This window comes from Blautia coccoides (genome assembly GCF_034355335.1).
In the GTDB taxonomy this organism is placed as follows: Bacteria; Bacillota; Clostridia; order Lachnospirales; family Lachnospiraceae; genus Blautia; species Blautia producta.
In genome coordinates this window covers 2,859,916-2,874,960 of record NZ_CP136422.1, presented here as the reverse complement: position 1 = coordinate 2,874,960, position 15,045 = coordinate 2,859,916, and the positions used below count along the sequence as shown (strand labels likewise).

The window sequence follows — 15,045 nt, the reverse complement described above, 5'->3', positions numbered from 1 at the left end:
TGCCCCTTTACAGGAGGATTCCATATGCTGACCAAAAGAGAGAATTTCCTGGAGACCATCCGCGGCGGCAGACCGGACCGTTTTGTCAATCAATTTGAGGCTTTCCGGATTCTTTACAATCCCATCATGATGCACAGTCCTATGCCGGGTCCCGGTGATTTGGATGTGGTGAATGACTGGGGCGTGGTGAATTCCTGGCCAGCAGGAACACCGGGGCCTTTTCCGGTACACAGGCCGGATACTATTGTCATCAAAGATATCACCCACTGGAGAGATTATGTCCATGCTCCGAATACCAGATATTCCGATGCTGAGTGGGAGCCGTTTATCAGGCAGGCAGAGGAAACAGACAGAAAAGAATATTTTGTTACTCCCTTTGCCGCTCCCGGACTCTTTGAACAGTGTCATCACCTGGGAGAAATTCAGAACACCCTTATTAACTTTTATGAGGAACCTGAATACATGCACGAGCTGATCAATTATCTGACCGAATATGAATTGTCCCTTGGGGAGGAGGTCTGCAGACGTTTAAAACCGGACGCTCTCTTTCACCATGATGACTGGGGCAGCCAGACATCTACGTTCATCTCTCCGGAGATGTTTGAAGAGTTCTATCTTCCATCTTATAAGAAAATTTATGGACTGTACAGATCCATGGGTGTGGATGTGATCGTCCACCACTCGGATTCCTATGCTGCCACACTGGTCCCCTATATGATTGAAATGGGCATTGACGTATGGCAGGGAGTTATGTGCTCCAACAATATTCCGGATCTGATCACAAAATACGGCGGGAAGATTTCTTTCATGGGCGGCATAGACAGTGCAAAGGTGGATTATGAGGGCTGGAGCAGAGAAGTGATTGCAAAAGAAGTACGGCGTGCCTGCGATGAAAACGGCAGACTGTATTTCATACCCAACACTTCACAGGGTCTTCCCATGAGCACTTTTCCCGGTGTCTATGAGACAGTCACCGAAGAGATCAAAAAATACAGTAACGTGGTCTTTGATTAATACCCATAAAAAGGGCGTCCCTAGCTTTGTCTGCCGGGGCGCCCTTCCTTCTATTCTTGTTCCTCTATATAATTTTTCAAAAACTCATATATCTGGTTTTCCGTAGGTGGACACCCTTTCAGGGTGTGCCGGAAGCATCGGGTACAACTGCCGATACCCAGTTCTCCTTCTTTCCCTTGGAATCCCTGTCCGATACAGATCTTTGTCTTCAGTTTTCCGAAAAGCCCCTCCTCCTTTAGTTTATCAAGCGCAGGGATCAGATAGCCGTAGCAGGCACTGCAGGATTCCACCTCCTCCACAGCATCCTGAAGCTCCACAATTTTTCTACCGGCAGGCACGTGAACGGAATGCTCCTGTTCATTGCAGGTACGAAGCACGATCCCGGAAAGATCAGCACTCCCCACTCCCAGTTTCTCCGCCATTTTTATATATGGCACCTCCTCTGTTTCATACTTCAGAAGATGACATACATAGGCATCACAGAGCACCGGGTCAGCCGCCGCTAAGATCCTGTCCATCACCACAGGATTGCCCCCGTCCTCAAAGTCCAGGTCCCCGCAGATGTTGTCCACCACAATAAAATCCTGGTGCAGCACTGTGTTCAGATGGGCAATGGGCTTGTGCAGCCCTATGGCGTGAAAATGCCGTTTCTCCTTATTTGGTATCAGCCCCTTCATATTTTTCAGGGCACAGGTGATCTTTGTCTGGCAGTGTCCCTTCAGCACAGGCACATTGATGAGAAAATCAAGGGCCAGGGCGCTGTCACAGATCTGCAGCTCCATTCCCTCACAGTCACAGGATGTGGTACTGTCCTTCTGGGTATCCAGAAGCTCCACACCGTATTGCTCTGCCAGGCTTTCATATCCGCACACCCGGAAAGCCTCCGCAGTCCGGTCACCCACCCAGGACCCCTCCAGGATCACCAGATTTTCATAGTTTCTCTCCTGCAAATATTCCACGATCCCGGCAATGATCTCCGGGTGTGTGGTGGCTCCGTAGGAGGCCGCCGTGGGAGATACCAGATTGGGCTTTATGCCGATGCGACACCTTCTGTCAGGTATCCGCGTGTCCAATCCCGCCTCTTTCAAAAGGCGCTTTGTCATCTCTTTATAATCTTTTCCATGTATCATCAGAATCTCATTATTTTCCATTTCTCTGCCGGCTCCTTTTTCTCCTGTTTCCCTTAGAAAACAGGGAGATTTTTCGTAACAGTTCAGCCTTTTACCCTCCCGCCAGGTGCTGCTTTGCATTGCATGGCAATCCTTGGGCAGCCACGCGCCAGACTGGGGTTTGTACAGTCTTTGTGCATGCTTTTGCTGCTATGAAGTCCAAAGGTTGAATAAATAGTATCATAATTCCCCTGCATATGCTATACTTGTTTTATGGATTTTCCGCTGTCAAAAGCCTGCGGCAGCGGTACGAAATTACAAAAAGAGAAAAGGATCTAATACTATGTACGAAGAATTGTATGAACCTCTTCCCCAGACAGAGCCTTATCTGAAACGCCTGGGACTTGACACAGTGCCGGCTGCCGACAAAAAAAATCTGGACCGGCTCATCTATGCGCACCAGCTCCATGTCCCCTTTGAGGACCTTGATGTGTGTGAATTCAAGAGGACTGCCTCCCTCTCCATTTCCTCCCTGTATGAAAAGATCGTATGGAAGAAACGGGGTGGATACTGTTACGAACTGAATGCTCTCTTTGCCTCCCTGCTCACTGCCTGCGGGTATGAGGTCACACCCTGTATGGCCAGGATCATCCGGGATTGTGGTGATGAGTTCATTCCCCCCATCTCCCACCGCATCAACCTTGTCCGCATAGACGGACAACAGTATTTCTGTGACGTGGGATACGGCGGTCCCATGCCCGCTGCCTCCATGCCCCTGATTGACGGCTGGGAGGAATGCATCAAAGGCCAGACCTTCCGTCTTGACCAGACAGATACCTACTGGTGGAAGCTTTCCTATTGCTCCAAGGATACCTTTTCCACTGTCATGAGTTTCACCCCTGTTCCCTGCGAACCTGTGGATTTTATAGCTCTCAATGCCTTTGCCTCCACCCATGAACAGTCTGTTTTCCCGCGTCTGCGCATGGTAAATCTGCGGACACCCGGAGGAAGTGTGTCTTTAATGGGAGATATTTTCACCCTCTCGGAAAAGGGTGAAAAGACGATCCGGCAGATAACAGAGGAGGAATTTCTTCCGATCCTGGAACAGTATTTTCATCTCCATATCTCCTGATCTTTGGTACTAAACTCCCCTTCTGCCGGCTGATATCCTGCAGACGGGGAGTTTTTTATCATTGCCCAGCGATGCTCCTCCAGAAAAAAGATGAGTTTTATTTCCGTCTCATATCCCCCTTCTTCTATTCTACAGACATATTCCAGCGTGGGAATACCATTGTAATGTTTTTCCTCCCTGCAAAGGACCCGGATGCTGCGGACCGTGTGGATCTGCCCTTCCTCATCCTGATATTTTAAAAGCTGCAGACTGGTATCCCCCTTGCTGGTGAACCAGCAGCTCACAGCAATGCGCTCTTGCTCCCCACGGATGCTGCCCGCGTCCGCCTTCTCCATATGGATATCTGTACCGAATGCCATGCTCTTCTCTCCTTTCAGTGTTCACAGCGGTAACGTTTCTCTCTGGACATCCCGCCGCTCATATGGTCAATGGGGGATTCCAGAAACACGGCGCGCTTTACCGCGTCTATGCCGTACCGTCTCCGTATGGTATCCACAGCCCGATCCAGGCGCTCCAGTTTCCCGTAATCCCTTGTGTCAAAAAGTTCCATCTGCCGCATAACATTTCCGTCCTGGATCCTGCCCGTGTGTATGCCCAGATGCCGGATGGGAAGTCCGTCCCAAAGCTCCGGGAAAAGGCGGCAGGCATGGCGGTGCAGCTCCTCTGTAATGTTTGTGGGGGCAGGAAGCCTGCACTGATGGGAGGATGTCCGGAAAAGATAATCCTTGATACTCACAGAGATCACCTCCGCTTTCTTTCCGTCCTTTCTAAGCCTGGCACCCACCGTTTCCGCCAGAGCCAGAAGCACCAGGGAAGCCTGGGAAGCGGTGGTCACATCCACAGGAATGGTTGTAGAATTTCCATATCCCTTATTCGGCGGCGGTACAGCCTCCACCAGGGAAAAATCTCTTCCATTGGCAAAATTCCAGATCAGCTCTCCCTGTTTCTTCATATGCCGTTTCAGAATTTCCACATCTGTCTTGGCCAGCTCCCCTATGGTATAGATTCCCAGATCATAGAGCTTTTTTGCTGAGGCTCTTCCCACAAAAAACAGTTCGCCTGCCGGAAGAGGCCACAGCTTCTGTGGAATCTCTCTTGTGAAAAGCGTGTGCGTCCTGTCTGGCTTTTTGAAATCAGAGGCCATCTTTGCCAGCAGTTTATTCTCAGATATGCCTATATTGACTGTAAAGCCCAGTTCTTTCTGGATTCTTTGGCGGATACTGTCCGCAGCTTTCTCAGGGGTTCCGAAAAGCCTTTCTGTGCCGCTCATATCCATATACGCCTCATCAATGGAATACTGCTCCACACTGGGAGAATATTCCCTTAAAATGTCCAACAGGGCATGGGAGCTTCTGTCATAGAGACTGTAGTCCGGAGGTACGATGGTGAGTGAGCCGTACTTCTGCCGCGCCTCCCAGACAGAGTCACCGGTGCGGATCCCATACGCCTTGGCAGGCATGGATTTTGCCAGGATGATCCCATGTCTCTGGTTTACATCTCCTCCCACTGCGGAAGGAATATCCCGCAGATCCAGAGCCTCTCCCCTGTATTTTCTCCTGTATACCGCCTCCCAGGATAAGTAGGCACAATTTACGTCCACATGAAAAATGACCTTCTCCATTTTTATCACCTCATTACATTGTATTCATGTAAAAATTATATCAGAACATATGTTCTGTTTTAAATAGGCGATTCATGGAAAAAGGACCCGCTACTGCAGGTCCAGTGTCTGTTGTTCATATTCTGTGCTGCCATTCAGCATAACCGGTGTCTGACCAAGCATTTCCTCTGCCTTCTCCCTGCTGAAAATCCAGTCCTTGATCTGCCGCTCCTCCAGTATCAAGGGCATCCTGTCATGGACCCGGCTCATGGAGTCATTGGCCTCGGTTGTCAGGATCACAAACCGCTCCTCCTCCCCATACTGATCGTAAATACCCGCCAAAAATAGAATCCTGCCGTCGGATCTTGCAAATGTATATTTTTCTTTTTTCCTGTTCCACTCATAGAAGTTTTTGGCCGGGATCACACATCTGCGGAGAAGAAGACTGTCACGAAAGGTTCTCTTTTCCAGCGCCGTCTCCTGCCTTGCGTTAAAGATCACCCGGCTTTTTTCAAATCCGGGAAATCCCCAGACAAGCTCTTCTCCGCACAGCACCCCGTCCCTTCCCGTAACGGCCGGAGCGTTCTGGGATGGAAACACATCCCGGCTCTTTTCCTCCAGCAGTTTTTTATCAATCTGGCGCACCAGCTTTTCCATCTCTCTGATGGTATCATCATCAATATAATATCTGCCGCACATAAGCCCTCCTTTTTACTTTTCTTTCCTGCCTGTAAGGATGTCCATCTGTATTTCTCTTTATTCCCCGTGCGAAAAGGAGATGCGGAATACCGCATCTCCCCTGTTCTCACGCCTCTGTAAAGGTATATCTCTCTTTCACGCCATTGGTCACAACCTCGTACACAACGGAGCCGTCCTCACGCTCTGTTTTCTCACAGGTGGAAACCTTGCTGGTCAAGCTTTTCATGTAAACATCCAGATCATCCACATCCACTTCTTTGATCTGGGAATCAGGATGTCCGTCACACAGATTATAAATCTCATGGATCAGTTCATAATGTTTCATACACAATTACCTCCTTGTATTCACGGTTTTCATACGTAACTGCTCTTATACTCAGTCAGCACAGTAAATGCGCAGTCCTGCCCAAACAGTTACTTATATACTTTTATTATAAACGAATTTCCTGATTTTTACAAAGCTTCTTTTTGATTTTTCAGTTTTTTCTTTTATTCTTTGGCGTGTTCTTTCTTCCACTGAAGAACAGACTCCAGGTGTTCCCTGACCTTTTTCTCCTCCCCCTGCTCTGTAGGGTGATAATACCGTCTGTCCTTCAAGGAGTCAGGCATACACTGCATGGCACTTAGCTTCTCCCTGGTATCGTGGGCATATACATATCCCTGTCCGTAGTCAAGCTCTTTCATAAGCTTTGTGGGGGCATTGCGAAGCTGCAGGGGAACGGGTTCTGCCCTTTTGTTCTTCACATCCTCTTTGCAGTGCTCACAGGCAGTATATAAGGCATTTGATTTTGGAGCCATGGCAAGGTATGTAACTGCATGAGTCAGGTGCACATCACACTCAGGCATTCCCAGAAAATGACAGGCCTGGTACACGGCCACGGCCACCTGCAGGGCATTGCTGTCTGCCATCCCCACATCTTCACTGGCAAAGCGGACCAGCCTTCTGGCAATGTAAAGCGGGTTTTCCCCTCCCTCCAGCATACGGCACATCCAGTAAATAGCCGCATCCGGATCACTGTTCCTCATGGATTTGTGAAGAGCAGATATGAGGTTGTAGTGCTCCTCCCCTGTTTTGTCATACAGCAGGGACTTTCTGCTGATACACTGCTCCATCCCCTCTTTTGTCACTGTGATGCCATTCTCTGTGATCTCCCCGTTCAAGACTGCCATCTCCAGAGTGTTGAGCGCAGTCCTGGCATCTCCGTTCGCAAAAGCAGCGATGGCTGTGAGCTGTTCCTCCGTGATGTGGACATTCTGTCCCCCAAACCCTGCCGGGTTCTCCAATGCATGTTGTAAAAGCTTCACCAGATCTTTTTCCTCCAATGCCTTCAGAACAAACACCTTGCACCGTGACAAAAGCGCTGCATTGATCTCAAAGGAAGGGTTCTCCGTGGTAGCTCCGATCAGAGTGATGCTGCCCTTCTCCACATAGGGAAGAAACGCGTCCTGCTGGGCTTTGTTGAAACGGTGGATCTCATCCACAAAGAGAACCGTGCGGATTCCCATTCTTCGGCTGGTCTCCGCATGGCTCATCACATCTTTGATTTCTTTGATCCCGCTGGTCACTGCGCTGAAATTGATAAAATCAGCTTTTGTTCTGCCTGCAATAATACTGGCCAGCGTAGTTTTCCCAACTCCGGGAGGCCCCCAGAAGATCATGGAAGAAATCTGATCCCGCTCAATGAGCTGGCGCAGCATCTTCCCTTTTCCCAGCAAATGCTCCTGTCCCACAAAGTCTTCCAGGCGCTTAGGCCTCAGCCGGCTGGCCAGAGGAGCCGTCTGCCCCCGGTCGTCAAATAATGTCATCTGTTCCATATCCGTACCTCCCATTATCCTCCCGGAATCCGTACTTCTGCCATATATAAATATGATCCGTTCAGATATACACAGACCTGTCTGAGTCTCTGTTATTATCTTACCAAACATTTGTTTGTATGGCAATATTTTTATGACATTATAACCGGAATGAAACATGTGGTACAAAAATCTGGCCAAAGCTTTTCCTGTTCACCTGCTATCCCTGCAGTAAGCCTCTTTCCTCCAACTCATCCGCAACATCCTGAAGGCCGTAATGCTCCAGTGTATCTCTTGTGGGAACCCCGTTTATCCATCCTCTCAGGCCATAGTAATCCTGAATGGCTTTTTCAAATTTTTCTTTCGGCAGTCCAAGGGCGCCTGTCTCTCTGTTCCTCACCTCAAACTGAATATCCCAAAATGTATCGAAAACACCGGTCTCCGTATAACCGTCTCTCACCCAGCAGGCCCTTACCATATTTACAGAGGCTTTCGCCTGTTCGATCAGTTCCTCATAGGTGACGGTTTCGCCGGTCACAGCGCTTAAATATTCCGGGCCTCCATTGGGGGAATTCTCAAGAAGTTCCTGAACGGTATTGATCGGTTCACGTGCCATAGACATGCGCAGCACCTTGCGCTGCATGTGGTCAATGTAGGTACAGGTACCGATACTGTCTGTCAGCATGGCATTGTCCTCATGGGCGATAGCTGCTTTTACCTGCTCTATGTTCCAGGCATAATAATCCAGAATATCACGGCTGCCCCCAAACCATTTCTCGATCACTTCCGGAGACTCACTGGGCACCTCATTATGAGTGCCGAACCAATACGGCTCCGGGTTATTGCCCACTCTGTCACTTACCGCGGCATAGATGCTCCTCACAGGATTCGGGGTATACATAGCATGTTTAAAATCATGGCTGCATATAGGTCCAGCTTTCGGACAACACCTGTGGTAAATATCAACAGCCTTGGCTCTGTCAGGGCCAAATTCTTCATGTGAAACAATGTATTCCGTGGCAGGTCCCGGTCCCTGGGCCAGAATATCCCCGAAGCCCTTCCGGTAAGCAATGATCTCACATAATTTGATCAACCATTCTTTTGTGTGATATTTGCCGTTATTGTAAGGCAGTCCCGTGTTCTCCTCATTGAGGATGCCGGCTTCATGCAGCATGGAAAGCCAGTCTCCTCCGTCGAGACCGTGCTCATGGGTATTATCTTCCAGCGTGATCGGTTCTGTCTGGCCGTTGATACAGATGAGCTGCATGATATCAAAGCCGAGATCGATCAAAACCCTCCAGAAGTCGACTACATCCTGGTTGACTGCATCCATGATGTTCATGGCTGCTGCCTGCATGTTCAGATGTTCCTTTGTATTGTTGGCTGCGGCGGCGGCAGAGATTTCATGGGCGCCGCCAAACGCGCCTGCGCATTTGACAACGAGAGTGGAAGAACCATCCGCAAATTTTATCATGGTACGGCAGTGGTAGGGACAGCCCTCACACCCCTGCTTTTTGAATGTGATCTCTCCTCTTTTAGCGGCTTCTACCATGCTTCCGGATAAAAATGGCAGCAGTCCTCTGGACTGCCATGGCGGGTCCATCTCACCTTTGATCTTCCGGCCATCAACCACCTTTTCTTCGCCCACCTTTATTTCAGTAATACTCGCTCTTTTTTTGTTGACCTCTAAAAGTTTGAATGGATCCGACACCTTTATCCTGCCAGTGCCGCCGATAACGATCGCCTTCAGATTTTTGGAACCAAAAACCGCCCCGAATCCGCCTCTGGCAAAGACAGAGGAACAGGAGTTGAAGATTCCGGCCTGAACAGCAAGATTTTCCCCTGCCGGGCCAATACAGGACACCACAACATTGCCGCCATGTTTTTCAAGCAGGGCGTTTCGCACAGCACATGTCCCCTGTCCCCAATATTCCTGAGCATCCAGTATCTCCACCTTGCCGTTATAAATATGTAAATAGACCGGTTTATGGGCTTTTCCCTCAATGATAAGCGCGTCATATCCAGCGCGTTTGATCTGAGGCCCCACATTAGACGCTTCTGTACAGTGGAAAGAATGGCAGGGATACTGATAAGGAGACTTTGATGTAAGATAACTTTTCGATGCTCCCACAGCTCCGGTGCTGTTCAATCCGCCGGGTACAAAAATAAGTTTATTGTCCGGGTCAAAAGGTTCTGTTTCCCGTTTGATCTCATCCCAGTAAAGTCTTGCGGCCAGACCTCTGCCGCCCAGATACTTGGGCAGATACGGAGAACTTGAAAATTCCGTCACTTCTCCGGAAGAAAGATCCACTCTCAACATTTTTCCTGCATATCCGTTTAATTCCTTCATCCCTTTGATACCTCCTTTTCAGCGCCGTAGCCAGTTTGCACACCTTCGGGATCCGTAACGTAAGTTAGAGCACCGGTGGGACAGAGTTTTACGCACTGGGGATCTCCATTGCACAGATTGCACTTGGTGGCTTTTTTCTTGACCGCATCAAAACGGATCCGCGGCAGTTCATAGGGGCAGTGTTTGATACATAATTTACAACCGATACAAATTTCCTGGTTGATAACTCTGGCACCGGTGGTTTCGTCTGCATATATGGCACCCACAGGACAATGTCTCATACATTGAGGGTCGACACACTGGAGACAAGGCTCCGCAAAGGTATCGAATTCATCAATATCATCAGAATTCACCTGTATCCTTGCCAGATCCAGCGCCGCTGCCCCGTCATTTGCCAAGGAACAGGCAAACATGCAAACTTTACACGCACCGCATAACCTCTCATTGACATGTATCACACCTTTGGAAAGAGGTATCTTTTCCTGCATTAACTTTTTTTCTTTTGGCATAAAAATCTCCTTTCTTGTCGTTTTGATACCCGGCGGCCGGATTTTCCGGTTTGTTATATTGTACAATTTCAAGTACAATTTTTCGTCAACTGAATATCAACAATCGTTGAGAAAGGTAGAAAGCAGAAAAACGGCGGAGATTTCTCTCCGCCGTCAAAATTTCTCTGTGACCGGAAGCGTGACTGTGAATTCACATCCTCCATCCTCCCTGTTCTCAACCCTGATCGTTCCGCTGTGAACGGAGATGATCTTTTTAACCAATGCAAGCCCCAGTCCGTTGCCTTCATCCATATGAAAGCTGTCTGCCTGATAGAATTTATCAAATATACGCCTTGCTTCTTCTTCCCGGATTCCCGGTCCAAAATCCCGGATCGTAAAGACAACACTTGCGCAGATCACCTTCAGCCTGATCACAACACTGCCGCCTATGGGATTAAACTTAACCGCGTTATCAATGAGATTTCTCCACGCATGAAACAACAGGGCTTCATTTCCCGTATAAAATACCTCTTCCATCTCCACATCCAGCTCGATCTCCTTGTCTGTCCATTTCGATTCCAAAACCACGATAGCCTGGCGGATCTGCTCATCCAGCCGGTATCTTTCAAATCTTGAGAAAAGCGTCTGGTTGTCTATTTTTGCCAGTAATAATATATTGCTGGTAAGTTTTGAAAGGCGCATTGTATTAAATAGGATTTTATTGACATACTCTGCCTGCTCTTTTGAAAACTGGGGATTGTCCTGCAGCAGCATGGCATACCCCTCGATAGCATTGATGGGAGTTTTAAATTCATGGGATACATTGGATATAAAATCCATCTGCAGCATCTCTGTGGATTCCAGTTCTTTTACCATTTGATTGAAGTTACTGTACAGATCCTGTATCTCGTCTATCTTGCTTTCTGTCTCAAGCTTTAGGTTAAAATCTCCTTCCGCCACCTTTCCCATTTTCTGATTCAGCTTCTCGATGGGGGAAAGTATGATCTTACTGAGAAGAGACGCCAGAATACCGCCCACCAGGATGCTGAGCAGAATCTGAGCTGTTGTCTCCGGTAAAGCAGTTGAAGATTCAAAAACTTTGTTCAGAAACATTATAATGACCAAAGACAGAATATATGCACTGATAAGAATACCTAATATGATGAACATAAAATATCTGCGCATATTGATCCTTGATTTTTTGCCTTTGAATATTTTCATTTCTTCATCACCTTATATCCCACACCGCGGAGCGTAATGATCTGAAAATCAGGGTTATCTCTAAAACGCTCCCGAAGTCTTGCAATATGTACATCTACTGTATGAGTATCTGTATCCGCATAATATCCCCATATCTCATCCATGATCTGCTGTCTGGTGAAAATACGTCCCGGAAAAGAGACCATTTTATACAGCAGCATGAATTCCTTCTGCGGAAGAACATAAGATTTTCCATCGGTAATAACTGTCATAGAATCGTAATTCAGTTCTGTACTGCCTATGACCTGCCTGCGGCTGCTGGCCATTTGAGCACGCCGCAGCAACGCGCCTACTCTCAACACCATTTCATTTACATTGACGGGCTTTACCATATAGTCATCTGTTCCGGACAGGAATCCCAGCTTCATGTCATCAAAGGCATCCTTGGCTGTGATCATCAGAACCGGGTTCTGATATCCGGCGTCACGAAGGGCCTGTACCAGCTCATATCCATCCATTACCGGCATCATGATATCCGAAATGATCAAATCCACATATTCCTGCTCCATGGCATCCAGAGCTTCACGTCCATTGGCAACACCTTTGACGGAATATCCGTTTTTCACCAGTACCCTCTGGAAAAGCTGGCGGAGTTCTGTGTCATCTTCTACGATCAATATTCTGAACATGCTTACCTCCCATAACTTTATAGTCTCTTAATATGCTACTCTCTCTGCATCAATATTCTCTCAACTCAGCATCAACATTTGTTGACAAACAGTAAAGATGCCTAAATTAAATGTTATTGTACCTCATAGTATTTCATAAATCAATGGGATCCTCCCATTTCTTTTTGTCTGCCATCTGACGCGTGGCTTCCTCGGGATTGCCCTGCAAATGCAAGGCATCACCTGGCGGGACAACGGAAGGCTTTACCGTTACTCACAGTCTTCTCAGAAGTAAAAATCTCTTGACAAATCCGCATACACACTGTATAACAAGAGTTATATAACATTCGTAATATTAGAGGTAAGAAAATGCCAAAACAAAAGATCACAAAAGAAATGATACTGGATGCAGCCTTTACACTGCTGCGCACAAAGGGACATGAAGCCGTAAATGCCAGAAGCATTGCCAGTCAGGCCGGCTGTTCCGTTCAGCCCATATACAGTTGCTATTCTAATATGCCGGAGCTGATGGAGGAACTGTTTGTCTACACCCAGCGGTATCTGACAGAATATGTGGAAAAGAACGCTGACAGAAATTATTATTTTGCGTCCATCGGACGGTGCCATATTGGATTTGCCAGGGAAGAAAGGTATCTGTTCTGTTTCCTGTTCTTACCCAGGTATATGAATATCAACAGCCTGGAAGATATATACAGACAGTGTGCCAGGCAGGATGTCACCAGGGATATCATGAGAACACTTTCTATCAGCGAAACTGCCGCCAAGCGGCTCTACCTGCATATGATGCTGTACACACACGGCATTGCCTCCATGATAGCCACCAAAGCCGCCCACATCCCAAACGAGGAGATCCGGGTTCTCACCGATTCCGCATTCCATGCATTTCTCAACCAAATAAGGACGGAGGAACAGTCTAAATGAAATTAATTATCCACGATTTGACAGAAGATACACTGCAGAAGGTTTATCCGCAGATTGCCCCCAACGATATGGTCATTACGGACAGCGGCAGCATACGCCCCTGTATCGGCTGTTTCGGATGCTGGCTAAAAACACCGGGGGCCTGTATCCTCAAAGACACCTATGAACAGATGGGAAAAAACATTGCCATGTGCAGTGAAATGCTGATCATCAGTAAATGTGCTTATGGCAGCTACAGCCCCTTTGTAAAAAACGTGCTGGACAGAAGCATCTCCTATATCCATCCCTACTTTACGGTCAAAAACGGGGAAATGCATCACCAGCAGCGCTATAAAAGGGACTTCCGGTTAAAAGTCGTTTTCTATGGCAATGGCATAACCGCCAAGGAAAAGGAAACCGCGCAAAAATTGGTAAAGGCAAATGCAGTCAATCTTTACTGTACCGTGGAATCTGTCACCTTTCTGGATTCCATTCAAGAAATGGAGGCACTGAAAATATGAAAATTGCCCTGATAAACGGAAGCCCTAAGAGGAAAGACAGTGCTTCCGGCCTTATATTAAAAGAACTGCAGGGGCTTATCCCCTCTGAAAATGAGATCATAAACCTTCACTTTACAAAAAAACAGCCCGGCAGCAGTGATTTGGAACTCCTGCAGGACTGCAGTATAATGGTCTTTGCATTTCCCCTTTATGTTGATTCTCTTCCCTCACATCTGTTGTCATGTCTGGTCCGATTAGAGGAATATCTTAAACACGCTGCCTTTTCAAAGGACTGTACTGTTTATGCTATTGCAAACTGCGGATTTTATGAGGGAAGTCAGAATGCCCTTGCTCTGGATATCATGGAAAATTGGTGCTCCAAAGCCGGAGTCATCTGGGGCGGCGGTCTTGGGATCGGCGCCGGAGGAATGATGCCTGTAATAAGCGGTATGGCTACCGGAAAAGGACCCAAGAAGAACTTTTCCGGTGCATTCAACACACTGTCTGACAGGATACTGCGTCAGGAAACCGGAGAAAACATCTGCTTCTCACCTAATTTTCCACGCTTTCTTTATAAAATGGCAGGGGAGATGGGCTGGCGGCAGGCAGTAAAAAACAATGGTCTGACCCGCCGGGATCTGTGGAACAAACAAGTCTGAATCCACGTCTTTTTACTATAAACAAAAACGGGAAACCGGCAGAAAAATCCATGCCGGTTTCTCTCAGTCTCTCAATATTTTTCCCATGGCTTTTCCCTTGGCAAGTTCGTCGATCAACTTATCCAGATATCGGATCTCCTGCATGAGCGGCTCTTCAATATCCTCCACCTTGATCCCGCATATCTTTCCTTTTATTTGTTTTCTGTTGGGATTCATCTTCGGTGCATTCCCAAAGAAATCTGCATAGGATATGGTCTTTTCAGCCATTGACCGGATCTCATTCTTATTGTATCCCGTAAGCCAGCAGATGATCTCATCTACCTCTTCCTGCTGCCGCCCCTTTTTCAGCGCCTTATTGACCAGGAGCGGATAAATTTTTGAAAAGCTCATCTGATATACTTTATCATGATTCATTGGTCTGTCCTCCACATTTTAAACACACTCGAAAACTTAATCTCCATTGACTTTATGATTTCCTGAATTGTAACTGCTCAGTACCTTCACAGTTACTTTATTGATTCTTTCATACCTGGCAGATGACAGCCGTTTCTGCACGCCGGATCTGTAATAAGATCAGCCCCTGTCAGTCCAGATGGAACATAGGTTTCAGATCCACTGAAACAGGGCTGTTGTCAGGGTTTGTCTCCATAATATCCGCCATATGATCCCACCATTTCCGGTTGACCGCCGTGTCAGCCCCTTTTGCCCACAGCTCCTCATTTTCAATCTCTATACAGCCGAATAAGGTCAGTGTCTCCCGGTCCAGAAAGATAGAGTAATTCTTTCCTCCATGGGCATGGATCATCTCCTTCATCTCAGGCCAAAGCTCATTGTGTCGCCTTTCATATTCTGCCTCACAGCCCGGATATAATTTCATTTTAAATGCCTTGTACATATTTTTCCTCCTGATC

At 47.5% G+C, this 15,045-nt stretch carries 17 protein-coding genes; 5 read left to right on the top strand and 12 right to left on the bottom strand.

The window, feature by feature from the left end; genetic code table 11:
- The first annotated feature begins 24 nt into the window (after nucleotides 1-24).
- Complete coding sequence (locus tag BLCOC_RS12745; RefSeq protein ID WP_115622392.1) at nucleotides 25-1,014, top strand: uroporphyrinogen decarboxylase family protein; 990 nt, start codon at nucleotides 25-27, stop codon at nucleotides 1,012-1,014.
- A 50-nt stretch (nucleotides 1,015-1,064) separates the two neighbouring features.
- Here BLCOC_RS12745 and BLCOC_RS12740 read toward each other — a convergent pair whose 3' ends face one another.
- Entirely contained in the window at nucleotides 1,065-2,165 is a 1,101-nt protein-coding gene (locus BLCOC_RS12740; RefSeq protein WP_115625393.1) for a DUF362 domain-containing protein, read from the bottom strand.
- Between the two features lie 301 nt (nucleotides 2,166-2,466).
- Here BLCOC_RS12740 and BLCOC_RS12735 point away from each other — a divergent pair, with 301 nt between their 5' ends.
- On the top strand, nucleotides 2,467-3,255 hold the full coding sequence (locus tag BLCOC_RS12735; protein ID WP_115622391.1) for an arylamine N-acetyltransferase family protein: 789 nt from the start codon (nucleotides 2,467-2,469) through the stop codon (nucleotides 3,253-3,255).
- Here the strand turns inward: BLCOC_RS12735 and BLCOC_RS12730 are convergent.
- The 9 genes from BLCOC_RS12730 to BLCOC_RS12690 form a co-directional block, all read right to left on the bottom strand.
- Nucleotides 3,237-3,614 (bottom strand): hypothetical protein, encoded by a 378-nt coding sequence (locus BLCOC_RS12730; protein WP_115622390.1) that lies wholly within the window; start codon nucleotides 3,612-3,614, stop codon nucleotides 3,237-3,239. The two genes, BLCOC_RS12735 and BLCOC_RS12730, sit on opposite strands and share 19 nt — an antisense overlap.
- A 14-nt stretch (nucleotides 3,615-3,628) precedes the next feature.
- A complete protein-coding gene (locus tag BLCOC_RS12725; protein ID WP_174717611.1) occupies nucleotides 3,629-4,876 on the bottom strand; it encodes a DNA polymerase Y family protein in 1,248 nt (415 codons plus the stop codon).
- A 90-nt stretch (nucleotides 4,877-4,966) separates the two neighbouring features.
- Nucleotides 4,967-5,554, bottom strand: a complete 588-nt coding sequence (locus tag BLCOC_RS12720; protein ID WP_018594353.1) for an SOS response-associated peptidase — start codon at nucleotides 5,552-5,554, stop codon at nucleotides 4,967-4,969.
- Nucleotides 5,555-5,660: 106 nt separating this feature from the next.
- A complete protein-coding gene (locus BLCOC_RS12715) occupies nucleotides 5,661-5,879 on the bottom strand; it encodes a hypothetical protein (RefSeq protein WP_018594354.1) in 219 nt (72 codons plus the stop codon).
- 164 nt (nucleotides 5,880-6,043) lie between these two features.
- Nucleotides 6,044-7,369 (bottom strand): replication-associated recombination protein A, encoded by a 1,326-nt coding sequence (locus BLCOC_RS12710; protein ID WP_115625391.1) that lies wholly within the window; start codon nucleotides 7,367-7,369, stop codon nucleotides 6,044-6,046.
- Between the two features lie 199 nt (nucleotides 7,370-7,568).
- A complete protein-coding gene (locus BLCOC_RS12705; protein WP_115622389.1) occupies nucleotides 7,569-9,698 on the bottom strand; it encodes an aldehyde ferredoxin oxidoreductase N-terminal domain-containing protein in 2,130 nt (709 codons plus the stop codon).
- A complete protein-coding gene (locus BLCOC_RS12700) occupies nucleotides 9,695-10,207 on the bottom strand; it encodes a 4Fe-4S dicluster domain-containing protein (protein ID WP_029469291.1) in 513 nt (170 codons plus the stop codon). The genes BLCOC_RS12705 and BLCOC_RS12700 overlap by 4 nt, the downstream gene beginning before the upstream one ends.
- A gap of 153 nt (nucleotides 10,208-10,360) precedes the next feature.
- The gene (locus BLCOC_RS12695; protein ID WP_029469292.1) at nucleotides 10,361-11,401 is read right to left on the bottom strand and encodes a HAMP domain-containing sensor histidine kinase; all 1,041 of its coding nucleotides are present in this window, start codon (nucleotides 11,399-11,401) and stop codon (nucleotides 10,361-10,363) included.
- 2 nt (nucleotides 11,402-11,403) lie between these two features.
- Nucleotides 11,404-12,075: a response regulator transcription factor gene (locus tag BLCOC_RS12690; protein WP_029469293.1), complete on the bottom strand. Its 672-nt coding sequence runs from the start codon at nucleotides 12,073-12,075 to the stop codon at nucleotides 11,404-11,406.
- 348 nt (nucleotides 12,076-12,423) lie between these two features.
- Here BLCOC_RS12690 and BLCOC_RS12685 point away from each other — a divergent pair, with 348 nt between their 5' ends.
- The 3 genes from BLCOC_RS12685 to BLCOC_RS12675 are packed head-to-tail and all read left to right on the top strand — an operon-like array spanning nucleotide 12,424 to nucleotide 14,134.
- Entirely contained in the window at nucleotides 12,424-12,996 is a 573-nt protein-coding gene (locus tag BLCOC_RS12685; protein WP_115622388.1) for a TetR/AcrR family transcriptional regulator, read from the top strand.
- A complete protein-coding gene (locus BLCOC_RS12680) occupies nucleotides 12,993-13,496 on the top strand; it encodes a flavodoxin family protein (protein WP_115622387.1) in 504 nt (167 codons plus the stop codon). The genes BLCOC_RS12685 and BLCOC_RS12680 overlap by 4 nt, the downstream gene beginning before the upstream one ends.
- A complete protein-coding gene (locus tag BLCOC_RS12675) occupies nucleotides 13,493-14,134 on the top strand; it encodes an NADPH-dependent FMN reductase family protein (protein WP_115622386.1) in 642 nt (213 codons plus the stop codon). The genes BLCOC_RS12680 and BLCOC_RS12675 overlap by 4 nt, the downstream gene beginning before the upstream one ends.
- 63 nt (nucleotides 14,135-14,197) lie before the next feature.
- Here the strand turns inward: BLCOC_RS12675 and BLCOC_RS12670 are convergent, their stop codons facing one another.
- The gene (locus BLCOC_RS12670; RefSeq protein WP_018594359.1) at nucleotides 14,198-14,548 is read right to left on the bottom strand and encodes a DUF2200 domain-containing protein; all 351 of its coding nucleotides are present in this window, start codon (nucleotides 14,546-14,548) and stop codon (nucleotides 14,198-14,200) included.
- 169 nt (nucleotides 14,549-14,717) lie between these two features.
- The gene (gene rhaM / locus BLCOC_RS12665) at nucleotides 14,718-15,029 is read right to left on the bottom strand and encodes an L-rhamnose mutarotase (RefSeq protein ID WP_018594360.1); all 312 of its coding nucleotides are present in this window, start codon (nucleotides 15,027-15,029) and stop codon (nucleotides 14,718-14,720) included.
- Nucleotides 15,030-15,045 lie beyond the last annotated feature (16 nt).